This is a genomic window from Pseudomonas sp. LG1D9 (assembly GCF_002949995.1).
Lineage (GTDB): Bacteria > Pseudomonadota > Gammaproteobacteria > Pseudomonadales > Pseudomonadaceae > Aquipseudomonas > Aquipseudomonas proteolytica.
In genome coordinates this window covers 688,583-704,254 of record NZ_CP026881.1, presented here as the reverse complement: position 1 = coordinate 704,254, position 15,672 = coordinate 688,583, and the positions used below count along the sequence as shown (strand labels likewise).

Here is a 15,672-nt window from a genome sequence, read left to right as displayed (position 1 = left end):
TGCAGAGTGAATGATCAGCGCAAGCGGACGGGAGCCATGCGCTGTGGTTCGACGCCCTGGCGCCGCAGCGCTTCGGGCAAGGGTTGGTCGAGCAATAGGGAACAGGCCAGTTGCGAGACTCCGGCCGCCGACTGGATGCCATAACCGCCCTGGGCGGCGAGCCAGAAGAAGCCTTCACAGCGCTCGTCCCAGCCGACTACCAGGTCGCCATCGGGGACGAAAGAACGCAGGCCGGCCCAGCTGTGACGTGGCCGCCGAATGCTCAGGGAGGTGGCGGCTTCGATGTGATAAATCCCCGTGGCGATGTCCAGCTCTTCGGGCATCACGTCCTGTGGCGGAACCGGATCGGCGTTGGCCGGTGAGCCCAGCAGTTGGCCGGCGTCGGGTTTGAAGTAAAAGCTTTCGTCGATGCCGATAACGGCGGGCCAGTTTGCAAAGTCCAGGCCCTCGGGGCCGTCGAAGGTAAAGGCGGTACGCCGACAGGGTTGCAGGCCGATCGGTGCTACGCCGCATTGCTGTGCCACCTCATCGGCCCAGGCGCCAGCGGCGTTGACCAGGTTGCGCGCGCGCAGTTGTCGGCCGTCGGCCAGTGTCAGCAGCCAATGCCGGCCCTGGCGGGTGGCGCTGCTCAACTGCGCGTCACACTGCAAGACCCCTCCGGCACGACGCATGGCCCGCAGGAAACCCTGGTGCAGCGCATGCACATCGAGGTCGCGGGCCTCGGTTTCTAGCATGGCGCCGGCGATGACTTCCGGGCGCAGGCAAGGCACCAATGCCAACGCCTGTTCGCGATCAATCAGCGCGACATTGGCCGCGCTGGCCTGATGGCTGTCGAAGGTTTTGTGTAGCAACGCTTGCTGCTCGTGACTGGCCACATACAGGCAGCCGCGTGGCTCCAGCAGCGCGTGCTCGGTAAAACCTGCCGGTGGTTGCTCGTAGAAGGCCCGACTGGCGCGGGTCAGCGCTTGAATCTGCGCAGTGCCGTAGGCTTCCATGAACATGGCGGCAGAGCGTCCGGTAGCGTGGTAGCCCGGCTGGCTCTCACGTTCGAGCACCACCACACTGGCTTCGCCGGCCAGGCGATAGGCCAGGGACGCCCCCGCAATGCCGCCGCCAATGATGGCGAAATCGAAACAGTCACTGTCCTGCATGCCGAAGTCCCTTCTGTGTGCGAATGAGGTTTTTCTCGTTTTTGATAATTCTCACATAAGAGAAATGTAGGATATGAGAATTTTCCAGTCAAGCCTTCGTCGTGGGTTAATATTCCGGCCCTAGTCCTTACCCCGTTTTTTGTGCGACAGAGAGTCCGTATGAGTTCCGATCAGACAGCGCCCGCATCGTGTTCCACGGCCCATCCGCTGATAGATCGCAGCCAGGTAGGTGCCCGTTTGCGGGGGATTCGCAAAGACCAGAAGCTGACGCTCAAGCAGTTGTCCGAGCGTTCAGGCGTGGCGCTGTCGACCCTGTCGAAGATGGAGTTGGCGCAGGTCTCGGTCAGCTACGAAAAGCTGGCGGCGGCGGCGCGGGCGCTGGGCGTGGACATTGCGCAGTTATTCAGCCCGGTGAAGACTGCGCTGAACCTGGTCCAGCCCACGGTGGTCAGCACCGCCATTGATAGCGCGGCGGGCTACAGCACGGGCAATTACGATTACCATCCGATGGCAGGGGATTTCCCCGGGCGGCGCATGACGCCGATGTACGCGCGCATTTTCGCCCGGGAGCTGACCCAGTTTGACGACTACATCCGCCACCCCGGCCAGGAGTTTGCGGTGGTGCTGTCCGGGCGGGTGCGGATTCAATTCGAAACGGGCGAGTCCATCAGCATTGGCTGCCGCGAAACCGCCTATTTCAACAGCGGCATCGGCCATATTTACCTGGCGGAAAGCGAGGCAGACGCTGAAGTGATGGTGGTGATGACGGATTACTGAGGCGCGCTGGCGCCACTGCTCATCCAGTACTCCGCCTGGCCGCTGTGTTCATCGACCTGTTCATGGGTCACCACAAACCCTTGCGACAGATAGAACTGGCAACTGGCGGTGTTGTTTTTATACACCGCCAGGGTCAGCACGGGCCGCTGCGTCCTGGCGTGAGCCATCAAGCGTTTACCGATGCCCTGGCCCTGGCAGTCGGGGGCGACAAACAGCGCGGCCATCTGGTTATCGAGCAGCGAGTAGAAACCCACGACCCTTGAGTCGCGTTCCATGACGTAGGTTTCCGAGGCCGGGATATACAGGTTGCGCATGTTCTCGACCTGCGACTGCCAGAAGGCGGCGTCGATAAAGTCGTGGGCGATGAGCGAGGCATCCAGCCAGATTTGCAGGACGCTATCGAGGTCTTTGGGTTGCAGGAGTCTGATCATTTTTCCAGTCTTGCGATGGGTTATTCGACACTCAGGCCGGCCGCTTTCCACTCGTCAAACCCGGCGCGCAGCCGGCGAGCGGGCAAGCCATGGGCATGCAATGTGTTGATGGCGTCGGTGGACAGCACGCAATAAGGTCCACGGCAGTAGGCGATCACTTGCTTGCCTTTGGGCAGCTCGGCCAAGCGTTGCTGCAGGGCATCGGCCGGGATGTTGAGCGCGCCGGGCAAGTGCCCTGAAGCGAACTCATCTTCGGGACGCACATCCAGCAGCACCACACTCTGGCTTTGCATCTGCAGCAACAGTTCCTCGATGGATATGCCTTCCAACCGCTCACGTCGCGAGAGGCTATCGAGGGCGACCTCGCGTATCTCGGCGTGCTGGTACGCCAGATAACCGCGCAATGCCTCCAGCAAGGGCGCCAGCGGGCCCGCTCCCAGGCTGTACAGCACGCGTTTGCCATCGCGGCGCGTTTGCACGATGCCCGCCCGCTTGAGTTGCTGCAAATGCTGCGAAGCATTGGCGACAGACACCCCGGACAGTTGCGCCAGTTGTTCGACAGAGCGTTCTTCCTGGGCAATGTGTTCAAGCAGGGCCAGGCGATGGGCATGGCCCAGGGTCCGGGCAATGTCGGCCAGGGCGGTGAAATGATCGGCGGGGAATACGGGGCTTGACGTTTTCATGGCAAAGATCCTAGCATCGGCCAAACATTCAATCAATTAATTGAATGTTTGCTTGGGGGCGCCTAAGCCTCTGTGTTGCTCTCACCGCCAACGATCAAAAGGAGTAGGGACGTGCTTGAGTTTCTTGGGTATTCGGTGGTTATCGGGGCCGGTGCGACCTTGGTCATGGACCTTTGGGCGTTGTTGCTCAAGCGCTGCCTGGGCGTGCCCTCCCTGGATTTTTCCATGGTCGGTCGCTGGGTCGGCCATCTGCCACGTGGGCGCTGGATGCATGCCGGTATCGCCAAATCGCCTCCCGTGCCGGGGGAGCGTCTGTTGGGGTGGGCCACCCATTACCTGATCGGGGTGTTCTTCGCGGCTTTGCTACTGCTGATGGTGGGAATTGAGTGGGCGCGGCAGCCGACGTTGCTGCCGGCCTTGAGCTTTGGCGTGCTGTCTGTGGTCGCCCCGTTCTTTGTCTTGCAACCGGCGATGGGGGCAGGCATCGCTGCGTCCAGAACGCCCCAGCCCAACACTGCGCGGTTGCGCAGCATTGTGGCCCATGGGGTGTTTGGGATGGGGCTGTACCTGGCCGCTTGGGCGTTGCTTCTGATTACAGGGTCTGCACGATGATCTGGCTCTTCAGGTCGCTGACCATGCTTTCGATCACCGGCTTCATCGCCTTGAAGTCCTCGGGGCTGCACACCGTGTTGGCATGGGCAAACTTGAAGTAGCGGGTGATCAGGACCGTATTGCCTTCCTTGGCGTAGGTGGCCTGGTAGTCAAAGCCGGCCTGTTGCAGGGACTGCGGCTTGGGCACGGCGAGGACCGTGACTTCCTTGGGAAACTCGAAGCGGGCCTGCTCCTGGGTTTCTCCCGAGAGGCAACCGAAGCCTTGGGTGCGGTCTTTTTCCGAGGCGAAGGCAAACACGTTCTGCGCAATACCGCCCACCAGGCTGCTGAGTGCTGGTACACCGGTCGGGCCTGGCAGGTTGACCAGGTTGTCGGTGCGCCCTTCAAGGGTGTTCTTGAACGGGTTGACTTCATCTTGCAGCGAGTCGCTTTTGAACGTGCCCTGGCCCGTTTGCCCGTACCAGCCGAGGACATTGCGGATCATCGAGTCGCGGTCTGCTGGTTTCATGGCATTGAGCAGGTAGCGATTGAACTCCGAGCCCCAGCCTTCCACGGTGGTGGCGTGCACAAAGTCCGCCGCACCGTTGCTGTCGACCTTGAACAGCAGGTCGTTGCTGACCTTGCCGGTTTGCGCGGCCGGGGTCTTGGCCAGTTCGCCGGACTGCGTCAACAGCACCGGTTTGCCCAGCACCGGAATCGGCAGGTAGCCCGCCGCGATGGCCGCGGCAGTCGAGTCCAGGTACAAATCCAGGGCCGGCACGTAGGTGATCGCATGGTTGAGCACACCCAGGGTAGGCACTTTGGCCAGGGTGTAGCTGTTTCCCTGGTTGACCAGCACCGGTGAGCTTTCGATCGCCACCGCGCGCAGCATGGCTTCAAGCAGGGCCACGTGGTCCTTGCAGTCGCCATAGCGGTTATCCAGCACGGCCTGGGCCGGATGCGGCACTACGCCGCCCGCGCCAACATATACCGCCACATAACGAATGTTCTTGCGCACCCAGTCGCTCAGGGCCAGGGCTTTGCTGCGCGGGGTGGTCAGGTTGGCCGTGAGTTGCTTGGCCAGGGCAGCAATGGCCGGTGTCACTTCTATTTGGGCCCTGGCCTCATAGGCCTGGGCAAAGTCCTTGTAGCTGGCGAAGGTCGAGACCGCGAGGAATTGCCCGTAATCGACATAGGACACGGCGCCGTTTTCAATGCGCGCCTTGGCCTGCGGTACGTAGTCCCAACGGTACACCTTGCGCCCAGCGGCGGCGGCCGGGGTACTGGCCTTGAAGCCCCGGGCGTCGACAAACAGCGGCTTGTCGGCCGGCAAGTCGTAGCTCAGGCTCAACTGCTCGGCGTCATAAAAGTCCGGCACGAAGAAGTCTTCGAACTGCTGGGGGAACAGTGCCGTAGTGCGCTGGCGCTGGTAACGCAGGACCAGCCGGTCACCGACCGCCACCTGCGGGAAAATCACCACCTTGACCCGCGAGTCCTGGAACATCGGCGCCTGCGAAGAGGCCGTCTCCTGTTGTTCCTTGATCTGCTCGGCGCTCACCTTTACCTGGCGGCCGTCGGGTTTACGGGTGAAGGCTTCAAGCACTTCGAGGGTTTCCAGAGAACGGTTGTAGCTCAACGAACGTTGCGCGTTGCTCTTGATCGCGCGCTCTTCGTTGATCCGCGTAACCAGTTCAATGGTCTGGACGAAACTGCCATCGGCATTGATCACGTAGGACTGTTGATTTTTTTCGAAGGTGGCCGAGTGGTCGGTTTCATCGGTGGCGGCCTGGGCCGTCAGTGAACAAGCCGCCAAAAACAGTACGCCCAGCAGGCGCAGGGAGGGCAGGTAAAAGCCTTGCATAGAGATCCTTCTGACTAATGCGACGCTCACCCGGCGAGGGCGAGCGCATTGCGATAAACAAAGTGTTTAATGCGACGCATTATTATATAGATGCTCGGACAATGCAGGCTTTTTAATGGCAACCACGTGGCTGCGGGTCAGCGGTTGTGCACATCCCCCAACGAATCACGCTGCATCGACTGCAGGTTTTTTTCGATGGTTTCGCAGATGGCTTCAGTCTGGATCTGGTGTTCACTGGAGCGAAACGGGCTTTGCAGGTCGGTGCCGATCCGTTCGATCGCCAGCAGCATAAACCCCACCACCGTCGATGCCAGCGGGGTGAACCAGCCCAGGGACTCCACCAACCCCACCGGCACAATCAGGCAGAACAGCGAAATAAACAGCCGTGGAAAATACACATACGGGTAGGGCAACGGCGTATTGGCGATGCGCTCCATACCGCCCTGGCTGTTGGACAGGTCGACCATGGTGGATTCGATCCGCGCCAGGCGAATGCTGTCCAGGCGCCCGGCCTTGTACTCGCGGGCCAGCAGGGCGGCGGAACCAGTGAGGATGTCGTTGGCAAAGTTGTTGGTGGCGCCGTTGCGCGCGAACTCGTCCGTGGGAATAAACGCCCGCACTTCCTCGGGGCACGGCTCGCCCCGCAGGTGCGCCGCCAGGCAATTCACATACGCCACATGGCGGCGCAGCAGGGTCGACTTGATCGGGTTGACCTCGTTGTCGGGGTCGTCCAGCAACGTCAGCACCTGGCGCGCAAAGCTACGCGAATTATTCACCATCGCGCCCCACAGCGTGCGTGCTTCCCACCAGCGGTTATAGGCGCTGGTGTTGCGAAAACTGATCAGCACCACCAGCGCCGAACCGAGCAGCGTCAGGGGCATCAGCGGCAGGTTGATCTTGGCGTTGAGGAACAGCATGAAGTCCACGGTGACCGCAATATCCCAAAGCAGCAGCCAGAACAATGCCCAGCCTACATAACCCATGGTCTTGATAATCAGGCGGTACTTTTTGACGATGGCAGCTTTCAAACACAAACCTCCGAGCGGGCGAAAAGCATCAATGCCCTAGCTCGGACGGTATATGTGCAAGAAAGGTTCGCTGGTGGCCTGCCTTGGTGAGCAGACTGGTAGTGGTGAACAGGGTTGCCGTGGCGAGGGGGCTTGTCCCCCGTTGGGCTGCGCAGCAGCCCCCGTGCAATAAGACCACTGAGTTTCTTCAGGTGGGCTGAAGGGGGCGGTTTTGGGGCTGCTGCGCAGCCCATCGGGGGACAAGCCCCCTCGCCACTAACAGCTTCTTTATCCGCTGCTCTCTACAGCCAAACTCAGGCGTCGTGCAGGGAAATACGCGAGGTTTCCGGCAGGGCCAGGCCACCGGCCAGGGCCAGCAAGGCCACGGCAATCAGGTAAAACGCTGGCGACAGGTTGCTGCCGGTTGTGCTGATCAACCACGTGGCCACCAGTGGCGCAGTGCCGCCAAAGATCGTGTAGGCCATGTTGTAGGTAATCGCCGAAGCGGTGTAGCGCGTGCGGGTCGGGAAGGTTTCCGAGAGCAGGGCGGCCGTGACCACACCGCACAACACCGCGCCCACCGCCAGCAGCATCACGCCGACGATCGACGCAACGAACGAGCCGGAGCTGGCCATCAAAAACGACGGATACACCACCACCATCAACAGCCCGCAGGCGGTCATCACCGTGACGCGTCGCCCGACGCGGTCGGAGTACCAGCCCGCCGCCGGGCACATCGCCGCGGCGAAGATCAGCGCAATCAGCGACACCAGCAGCGCCGTCGCCCGGCTCAGGCCACCGGCCACTTGCAGGTACGTCGCAAAGTAGGTGGTGAACATATAAAACGACAGCGCCGTCAGCGACACAAACGCGCCCAGGCAGCAGATCGCCGCGCCATGGTTGCGCAGGGTTTCCTTGAGCGGCGAGTGGGCCACGGCATGCTCTTGTTTCACCGCCTGGAACGCCGGTGTTTCATCCAGCCGCCAGCGCAGGTACAGCCCCACCAGGCCCAGCGGCGCGGCGATCAGGAACGGCAGGCGCCAGCCCCAACTGCCCATGGCCTCGGCTGACAGCGAGGCTTCCAGCGCATAGGCCACCACCGCCGCCGAGGCGAAGGCGGCAAAGGTCGACACCGGGATAAAGCTGCCATACCACGCCCGTTTGTCGCTGGGCGCGTGCTCCATCAGATAGGCACAGGCCCCGGCGTATTCACCCCCGGCGGAAAAGCCCTGGGCGCAGCGGATCAGCGACAACAGGATCGGCGCCGTAACGCCAATCGCAGCATAGGTGGGCAACAAGCCGATCAACGTAGTCGCACCCGCCATCAGCAAAATCGTCATTGCCAGGGTGCGCTTGCGGCCGATGCGATCACCCAGCATGCCGAAAAAGATCCCGCCCAGGGGCCTGAACGCAAAGGCCACGGCAAATACCGCGAACGTCTTGAGCAACGCCGCGCTGGCATCGCCACTGGGGAAAAACTGCTGGGCGATGGTGGTGGCGAGAAAGCCATACACGGCAAAGTCGAACCACTCGACAAAATTGCCGATACCGGCGGCGACGATGACTTTTCTCAGGGTTTGCGGCGGGACCTGTTCAGTAGATGCGCGCGTCATGGCGGGGCCTCGGCATTTCGTCAGTGATCGCTCGATTATCAGGAAAGAGCCCGCAGCGACTTACTTCAAAAGTGTCATCGGCGTAGTCAGCACCGACCTGCCAAGGCAATGAAGATCAAATGTGGGAGCTGGCTGGCCGGCGATAGCGACAGGTCAGCCAACATCAATCCCAGCAATGCCGCCGCCATCGCAGCCTCGCAGGGCGAGACAGCTCCCACCTTGATCTTCAGGGATTGGAAGATTGCATTTCAGATCCGCTGGCTGGCGCGTTCGAGGATCCTTGGGCCCGGGCCTTCCTGGGCCAAGGTGTCGCCGGGGTTGCGCAAGGGGCAGTCGTTGAGCGACAGGCAGCCGCAACCGATGCAGTTGTCCAGGCTGTCGCGCAGCGCTTCCAGGGTGCGGATGCGTTCGTTGAGGTTGTCGCGCCAGGCCGAGGACATTTCTCCCCATTGCGCGGCCGTCAGTTTGCTGTTCGGTGGGTAGCGGCCCATGGCGCGCTTGATCTCTTCCAGGGGGATGCCGGTGCGTTGCGCCACCTTGATGATCGCGATGCTGCGCAGCACCAGCGACGGGAAGCGTCGTTGGTTGCCAGCGTTGCGCGTGCTGGCGATCAAGCCCTTGGATTCGTAGAAGTGCAGGGTGGAGATCGGTACGCCGCTGCGCCTGGCAACCTCGCCGATGGTGAGGGAGCGCACACCGTCGGGGTTCTTTTCTGCTGCCATGGGTGTTGCCCTCAAGTTAAGTTGAGGTTTTATAGTCCTGCCCGATCTTTGCTGCAACCGCTTTCCATCGCCAGTGCGGGGTGGGGCGGCAGCGAACACACCACAAATGAGCGGAGCAGGGCATGGGCAGAAGGATGCTAGTGGGCGGGGGCGTGGCAGCGGTAGCGGTGCTGGCCCTGGTTATCACGTTATGGGGTAATCAACCCTCAACCCAGGCCGCGGCGGCGTGGCCGGTGGCCAAGGTGGCGCTGGCCAAGGTGCGCCAGGGTGAGGCGCCGAGGCAGGCCTTTGCCGCCGGGGAACTGGAGGCGGCCAACCAGGTAGAGGTGGCGGCGGAAACCGCCGGGCGTATCACGCGGATCGCCTTCGAATCCGGGCAAGCGGTCAAGGCCGGGCAGTTGTTGGTCCAGCTCAATGACGCCCCCGAACAGGCCGACCGTGTGCGCCTGCACGCCCAACTGCGCAATGCCCAGACGCTGTTCCTGCGCCTTAAAAAGCTTGCGGCCGTGAATGTTGCGACCCAGGAACAACTGGACAACGCCACCGCCGCCCTCGACATGGCCAAGGGTGAGCTGCAACAGGTCGATGCGCTGATTGCGCAAAAAGCTATCCGTGCGCCATTCGCAGGGCAGGTGGGGATCCGCCGCGTGCATCAAGGCCAGTACCTGCAGACCGGGGAAGCCATCGCCAGCCTGGTGGATGCCCAGCGCCTGCATGTGAACTTTGCCCTGGCTGAACAGGCGGCCCCTGGCTTGCGCGTCGGCCAGAGCGCCCAGCTCACGGTGGATGCCTTGCCGGGCGAGCATTTCCTGGCGCAGATCAATGCCATCGACCCGCTGATCGGCCAGTCGCGCTCGGTGCGGGTGCAAGCCACCCTGGCCAATCCGGGCGGGCAGTTGCAGGCTGGGATGTACGCCAGCGTGCGTCTATCGGCGGTGCAATCACCCACGGTGCTGGTGGTGCCGGAAACCGCCATCACCTACACCGCCTACGGGCAGACCGTGTTCATCGCCAGCGCCGATTCGGCCGGCGCCTTGAGTGTGCGCCGCGTGCAGGTGACCACCGGGGAGCGCTGGCAGGGCCTGGTGGAAATCACCTCGGGCCTGGCACTGGGCGACCAGGTGGTGGTTTCCGGGCAGCTCAAGCTCAGCGACGGCATGCCCGTCGAAGCGGTCGAGCAAAACACGTTGGACGTTGAAGGGAATCGCGCCTCATGAGCTTCACCGACAGTTTTGTAAGGCGCCCGGTATTGGCCCTGGTCGTCAGCAGCCTGATCGTCCTCGCCGGCCTGTTTGCCCTCGGCAAATTACCGGTGCGCCAGTACCCGTTGCTGGAAAGCTCGACCATCACCGTCAGCACCGAATACCCCGGTGCCTCGGCCGAATTGATGCAAGGCTTTGTCACCCAACCGCTCACCCAGGCCGTGTCGTCGGTGGAGGGTATCGATTACCTGGCCTCGTCGTCGGTCCAGGGCCGTAGCGTGATCACCCTGCGCATGACCCTCAACCGCGACTCGACCCTGGCGTTGGCTGAGACCATGGCCAAGGTCAATCAAGTGCGTTACCGCTTGCCCGATGATGCCTACGACCCGGTGGTCGAACTCTCGGCCGGCGACTCCACCGCCGTGGCCTACGTGGGGTTTGCCAGTGACACGCTGTCGATTCCCGAGCTCAGCGACTACCTGTCGCGGGTGGTCGAACCGCAGTTGTCCGGGATCGACGGGGTCGCCAAGGTACAAACCTTCGGTGGCCAGAACCTGGCGATGCGCCTGTGGCTGGACAGCGATCGCATGGCCGGGCGCGGGGTAACCGCCGCCGATGTGGCACACGCGGTGCGCAGCAATAACTACCAGGCCACGCCGGGGCAGATCCGTGGCCAATTCGTGCTGGCCGATATCCATATCGACACGGACCTGACCAGTGTCGAGGCCTTCCGTGACCTGGTGATCCGCAATGACGGCACGGCCCTGGTGCGCCTGCGCGATGTGGGCACCGTGGATTTGGGCGCAGCGGCGACCCAGACCAGCGCCACCATGAATGGCCGTCCGGCGGTGCATCTGGGGCTGTTTCCCACACCGTCGGGCAACCCCCTGGTGATCGTCGAGGGGATTCGTCAACTACTGCCGCAAATCCAGCAGACGCTGCCACCTGGGGTCAACGTCGCCCTGGCCTACGAGACCGCACGCTTTATCGAGGCGTCCATCGAGGAGGTGCTGCACACCTTGCTGGAGGCCATGCTGATCGTGGTGCTGGTGATCTGGCTGTGCCTGGGTTCCCTGCGCAGCGTGGCGATCCCGGTGCTGGCGATTCCGTTGTCGATGCTCGGGGCGGCGGCCTTGATGCTGTTCTTCGGCTTCAGCCTCAACCTGCTGACCCTGCTGGCGATGGTATTGGCCATCGGCCTGGTGGTGGACGACGCCATTGTGGTGGTGGAAAACGTCCACCGGCATATCGAAGAAGGCCTGACCCCGGTGGCCGCGGCGTTGGTTGGCGCCCGCGAAATCGCCGGGCCGGTGGTTGCCATGACCCTGACGCTGGCGGCGGTGTACGCGCCCATCGGCCTGATCGGCGGCCTGACCGGCACGTTGTTCCGCGAATTTGCCCTGACCCTGGCGGGCGCGGTGATGGTCTCGGGCGTGGTCGCCTTGACCTTGTCGCCGGTGATGAGCTCGCTGCTGCTCAAGCCTGGGCAGCAAGAAGGGCGCATGGCCAAGTGGGCCGAACGGGTGTTTGGCGGGCTGGCCGCGACCTATGGCCGGGTGCTGGGTTACTCCCTGGCGCGGCGCTGGATCAGCGGCGGCGTTGCCTTGCTGGTGTGCCTGAGCCTGCCGTGGTTGTACACCTTGCCCCAGCGCGAGCTGGCGCCTCCCGAGGACCAGGCGGCGATATTGACCGCCATCAAGGCCCCGCAATACGCCAGCCTCGACTACGCGGAACGCTTTGCGAGCAAGCTCAACCGGATCATGGAGAGCCTGCCGGAAACCACCGACACCTGGATCATCAATGGCACCGACGGGCCGGCGGCCAGTTTCGGCGGGATCAACCTCAGCGCCTGGCAGGCCCGCGAGCGTTCGGCCGAGCAGGTCCAGGCCCAGTTGCAGCAGGCCGTGGGCGAGGTCGAAGGCAGCAGCATCTTTGCCTTCCAGGTCGCCTCGCTGCCCGGCTCCAGCGGTGGCCTGCCGGTGCAGATGGTGCTGCGCAGCGCCCTGGATTACCCGGTGCTGTACCAGACCATGGAAACCCTCAAGCAGCGGGCCCGTGACAGCGGCCTGTTTGCCGTGGTCGACAGCGACCTGGACTACAACAATCCGGTAGTCAAAGTCAGCGTCGATCGGGCCAAGGCGGCGAGCCTGGGCATTGGCATGCGCGATATCGGCGACTCGCTGGCAGTGCTGGTGGGCGAGCAGTACATCAACCGCTTCGCCTTGTATGGGCGCTCGTATGATGTGATTACGCAAAGCACCGAAGAACAGCGCCTCACCCCCCAGGCCCTGGCCCGCCAGTATGTGCGGACCGAAGGCGGCCAGTTGATCCCGCTGTCGGCCCTGGTGCATCTGGATATCACGGTGGCGCCGAACCGCCTGTTGCAGTTCGATCAGCAGAACGCCAGCACCTTGCAGGCGATCCCGGCGCCCGGCGTTTCCCAGGGGCAGGCGGTGGCTCTGCTGGAGCAACTGGCCGGCGAACTGCCGCCGGGGTTCAGTCATGACTGGCAGTCCGAGTCACGCCAATACGTGCAGGAGGGCAGTGCGCTGGTATGGGCGTTTCTCGCCGCGATGGTGGTGATCTATCTGGTGCTCGCGGCGCAGTACGAAAGCCTGGTCGATCCGTTGATCATTCTGGTCACCGTGCCGTTATCCATTTGCGGCGCGCTGATCCCGCTGGCACTGGGCTGGGCCACGCTGAATATCTACACGCAGATCGGGCTCGTGACCTTGATTGGCCTGATCAGCAAACACGGGATCCTGATGGTGGAGTTCGCCAACGAGATCCAGGTGCGCGAGCACCTCGGCCGCGCCGAAGCAATCATCCGCGCCGCGCAGATCCGCCTACGGCCGGTGCTGATGACCACGGCGGCGATGACCTTCGGCGTATTGCCGCTGCTGTTCGCCGACGGTGCTGGGGCCAATAGTCGCTTTGGCCTGGGCGTGGTGATCGTCTGCGGGATGCTGGTTGGCACGCTGTTTACGCTGTTTGTTCTTCCCACTATCTATGCCTGGTTGGCGCGCGATCATCGGGTGCAGGGCCTGCGCCAGCGGCAACTGGCGGATGCCGAACGCCACCTGGCGCCCGGGCATGTCGAGGTGCGCCCATGAACACATTTATCCATTACCCGTTGTTGCTGGGGGCGCTGGCCTTCCTGGGTGCCTGCTCGGTGGGGCCGCAATACCGCGCCCCCGAGATCGCGCCGATTCACCTGGCCAGCCCGCAGGCCGAGGACTTCGCCCAGGGCGCTGCGCAGCCGCTGGCCGCCTGGTGGACCTTCTTCGACGACGCCCAACTGGCGCGCTTGATCGAGAGCGCCGTGGCCCACAACCATGATGTGCGCCAGGCGCGGGCAAACCTGCTGTTGGCCCGTGCGTACGTCGACGAGCAAGCGTTGCAGCGCCTGCCGACCGTCACCAGCACGGCGGCGTACCAGCGCAGCGTGGAGCAGCAGCCGGTGACGGGCGCGCGGCCGAGCCGCAGCTTGTCCGAGTCGTGGCGTGCCGGCCTGGACCTGCAATGGGAGCTGGACCTGTTCGGTCGCCTTGACCACTTGAACCGCGCCGCGCAATCACGGGCCGAGGCCTCGCAGGCCGACCTTGAACAGGTGCAACTGAGCATCGCCGCACAAGTGGCCCATGCCTATTACGCGGCGCAGGGCCAGCGCCAGCAACTGCAGCTGGCACACGATGCCGTGCGCAGTTGGCAAGTGACCGTCGGCCTGACCGAGGCGCAAAGCCAGGCCGGGAGTGGCCTGCCAGAAGAGTTGGAGAGTGCCCGGGGCAATGCGCTGCGCGCCCAGGCGACGATTGCGCCCTTGCAGAGCCAGCTGCAACGTAGCCTTTACCGGCTGCAAGTGTTGTCGGGGCAGCGCCCGGGCAGTTTCAGCGTCGACCTCGACCCCTTGGCGCCGGGGCCACTGGCGCGGCAATTGCCGCTGGGGGATGTCGACCGGTTGATCCGCAATCGACCGGATGTGCTGCAGGCCGAACGGCTGCTGGCGGCGCGCGTCGAGGACGTGGGCGCCGCCACCGCCGACCTGTATCCGCGCTTGAACCTGGGTGGGTTTATCGGCTTCTTCGCCTTGCGCGATGGGGATCTGGGCAGCGCGTCCCGGGCATTCGAATTGACCCCGGGCTTGACCTGGCCGGCACTCAACCTGGGCACCGTGCGTGCACGCCTGCGCGGCGCCCAGGCCCTATCGCAACGGGAGACCGCACACTTCGAACAGGTGCTGTTGGTGGCCGTGGAAGAAGTAGAGGGCGCCATTACCCAACTGGCCGAACACCAGCGGCATCTGCTCAACCTGGTGCAATCGGCCCGGCATGTGGAGACGGCGCTGGATATCGCGCAGCGGCGTTACAGCGCAGGTTCCGGCAGTTACTTGTCGGTGCAGCAGAGCCAGCGCGACCTGCTCACCCTGCGCCAGGCCATTGCCCAGGCGCAGGCCGCGTCCTATGGCAATGCGGTGGACTTGTACAAGGCGCTGGCCTGGCGAGCGCCGAGGCTTTACCCTGCGGCCCTCAGCGAGGCCAACGGTGCCTTGAAAAGGAACAGCAGTTGAACCAAAACACATTGTCCATGCGCCTGGAACGCGTGGCGGCGCAGGTACCCGCCGGTGCGCGCCTGGCTGATATCGGCTCGGATCACGGCTACCTGCCGGTGGCGTTGATGAACCGGGGCGCCATCGTCGCGGCAGTGGCCGGCGAGGTGGCGCTGACCCCGTTCCGCGCGGCCCAGCGGACCGTGTGCGACAACGGCCAGGAATCGCACATCCACGTGCGCCTGGCAGATGGCCTGGCGGCCATCGAGCCGGCAGACCGGATCGACACGGTCAGCATCTGCGGCATGGGCGGCGAGACCATCCGCGACATTCTTGAGCGCGGCAAGCTGTACCTCAGCGGCCAGGAGCGTCTGATCCTGCAACCCAACGGCGGCGAACAACCGCTGCGCCTGTGGCTGATGGACAACGGTTACCGCATCCTCTGCGAGGAGCTGCTGCGGGAAAATCGCTTCGACTATGAAATCATCGTCGCCGAGCGCAGTGGGCCGGTGAGCTACAGCGCCGAGCAACTGTACTTCGGCCCGCTGCAGATGCAGGCCCGCAGCGAGGCGTTCCTGGGCAAGTGGCAGCGCTTGTTGCGCTACAAGCAACGGACCCTGGACCAATTGGCCGAGGCGCGACAGGCGCTGCCTGAGCAGAAGGTTGCGGAGCTGATGCAGGAGGTGCGCTGGATCACCGAGTTGCTGGTGTAGATCGCCACCATCAGAAATGCTCCAATACGCCATCCTCAGACCCAGGTGACCCGCATGCCAGACGCTACAGACCAAGCCTTCTACGACCGTGCCGATGCGCATATCGAGCTGTCGAACGAGCAACTGAAAACCCTCGAGAACCTTGGCCAGGTCAGCGCCTCGATGATGTTCGGCACGACCCGTTTCAATGCCTGGGCGAGCGCGCGCAACTTCAAGTCCGGCGCCCAAATGGCCGAGTCGCGGGAAGCGATGCTGAAGTATTTCTGCGACCAGTACCGGATGATGCTGGAAGACAATCTGGATGATCACATCAACAATTTCAGCCAGTACATGACGGCCCCAGGCAACTGACCGCCATTTAAGGGGAGGAGCCGA

The 15,672-nt window shown here is 63.3% G+C and carries 14 protein-coding genes; 7 read left to right on the top strand and 7 right to left on the bottom strand.

Annotated features, from left to right (window positions below):
• Window positions 1-14: 14 nt before the first annotated feature.
• Complete coding sequence (locus tag C5F71_RS03455) at window positions 15-1,151, bottom strand: FAD-binding oxidoreductase (protein WP_104910635.1); 1,137 nt, start codon at window positions 1,149-1,151, stop codon at window positions 15-17.
• 159 nt (window positions 1,152-1,310) lie between these two features.
• Here C5F71_RS03455 and C5F71_RS03450 point away from each other — a divergent pair, with 159 nt between their 5' ends.
• Entirely contained in the window at window positions 1,311-1,928 is a 618-nt protein-coding gene (locus C5F71_RS03450; RefSeq protein WP_029294022.1) for a helix-turn-helix domain-containing protein, read from the top strand.
• On the opposite strand, the gene C5F71_RS03445 is transcribed toward C5F71_RS03450, so the two are convergent.
• Window positions 1,922-2,359 carry an N-acetyltransferase gene (locus tag C5F71_RS03445; RefSeq protein WP_029294024.1) on the bottom strand — a complete coding sequence of 146 codons (438 nt, stop codon included), beginning with the start codon at window positions 2,357-2,359 and terminating at the stop codon, window positions 1,922-1,924. The genes C5F71_RS03450 and C5F71_RS03445 overlap by 7 nt on opposite strands.
• A 20-nt stretch (window positions 2,360-2,379) precedes the next feature.
• A complete protein-coding gene (locus tag C5F71_RS03440) occupies window positions 2,380-3,042 on the bottom strand; it encodes a metalloregulator ArsR/SmtB family transcription factor (protein WP_104910634.1) in 663 nt (220 codons plus the stop codon).
• Window positions 3,043-3,153: 111 nt separating this feature from the next.
• Between C5F71_RS03440 and C5F71_RS03435 the strand changes: the two genes are divergently transcribed.
• Window positions 3,154-3,654, top strand: a complete 501-nt coding sequence (locus tag C5F71_RS03435; RefSeq protein WP_371923367.1) for a DUF2938 domain-containing protein — start codon at window positions 3,154-3,156, stop codon at window positions 3,652-3,654.
• On the opposite strand, the gene C5F71_RS03430 is transcribed toward C5F71_RS03435, so the two are convergent.
• The 4 genes from C5F71_RS03430 to soxR all read right to left on the bottom strand — a co-directional run bounded on the left by C5F71_RS03430 (window position 3,635) and on the right by soxR (window position 8,836).
• A complete protein-coding gene (locus C5F71_RS03430; protein ID WP_104910633.1) occupies window positions 3,635-5,494 on the bottom strand; it encodes a DUF3857 and transglutaminase domain-containing protein in 1,860 nt (619 codons plus the stop codon). The two genes, C5F71_RS03435 and C5F71_RS03430, sit on opposite strands and share 20 nt — an antisense overlap.
• A gap of 137 nt (window positions 5,495-5,631) precedes the next feature.
• Window positions 5,632-6,522 carry a bestrophin family protein gene (locus tag C5F71_RS03425; RefSeq protein WP_070994552.1) on the bottom strand — a complete coding sequence of 297 codons (891 nt, stop codon included), beginning with the start codon at window positions 6,520-6,522 and terminating at the stop codon, window positions 5,632-5,634.
• 293 nt (window positions 6,523-6,815) lie between these two features.
• A complete protein-coding gene (locus C5F71_RS03420) occupies window positions 6,816-8,114 on the bottom strand; it encodes an MFS transporter (protein ID WP_070994551.1) in 1,299 nt (432 codons plus the stop codon).
• A 248-nt stretch (window positions 8,115-8,362) separates the two neighbouring features.
• On the bottom strand, window positions 8,363-8,836 hold the full coding sequence (soxR, locus tag C5F71_RS03415; protein WP_029294036.1) for a redox-sensitive transcriptional activator SoxR: 474 nt from the start codon (window positions 8,834-8,836) through the stop codon (window positions 8,363-8,365).
• Window positions 8,837-8,958: 122 nt separating this feature from the next.
• Here soxR and C5F71_RS03410 point away from each other — a divergent pair, with 122 nt between their 5' ends.
• The 5 genes from C5F71_RS03410 to C5F71_RS03390 are packed head-to-tail and all read left to right on the top strand — an operon-like array spanning window position 8,959 to window position 15,648.
• The gene (locus C5F71_RS03410) at window positions 8,959-10,053 is read left to right on the top strand and encodes an efflux RND transporter periplasmic adaptor subunit (RefSeq protein WP_104910632.1); all 1,095 of its coding nucleotides are present in this window, start codon (window positions 8,959-8,961) and stop codon (window positions 10,051-10,053) included.
• Window positions 10,050-13,151 (top strand): MexW/MexI family multidrug efflux RND transporter permease subunit, encoded by a 3,102-nt coding sequence (locus tag C5F71_RS03405; RefSeq protein ID WP_104910631.1) that lies wholly within the window; start codon window positions 10,050-10,052, stop codon window positions 13,149-13,151. Before C5F71_RS03410 ends, C5F71_RS03405 begins: the two co-directional genes overlap by 4 nt.
• Window positions 13,148-14,605 carry an efflux transporter outer membrane subunit gene (locus tag C5F71_RS03400; protein WP_104910630.1) on the top strand — a complete coding sequence of 486 codons (1,458 nt, stop codon included), beginning with the start codon at window positions 13,148-13,150 and terminating at the stop codon, window positions 14,603-14,605. The genes C5F71_RS03405 and C5F71_RS03400 overlap by 4 nt, the downstream gene beginning before the upstream one ends.
• Window positions 14,602-15,297 carry a tRNA (adenine(22)-N(1))-methyltransferase TrmK gene (locus C5F71_RS03395; protein ID WP_256588095.1) on the top strand — a complete coding sequence of 232 codons (696 nt, stop codon included), beginning with the start codon at window positions 14,602-14,604 and terminating at the stop codon, window positions 15,295-15,297. The genes C5F71_RS03400 and C5F71_RS03395 overlap by 4 nt, the downstream gene beginning before the upstream one ends.
• A gap of 54 nt (window positions 15,298-15,351) precedes the next feature.
• Window positions 15,352-15,648 carry a DUF3144 domain-containing protein gene (locus C5F71_RS03390; RefSeq protein WP_029294046.1) on the top strand — a complete coding sequence of 99 codons (297 nt, stop codon included), beginning with the start codon at window positions 15,352-15,354 and terminating at the stop codon, window positions 15,646-15,648.
• Window positions 15,649-15,672: the final 24 nt, after the last annotated feature.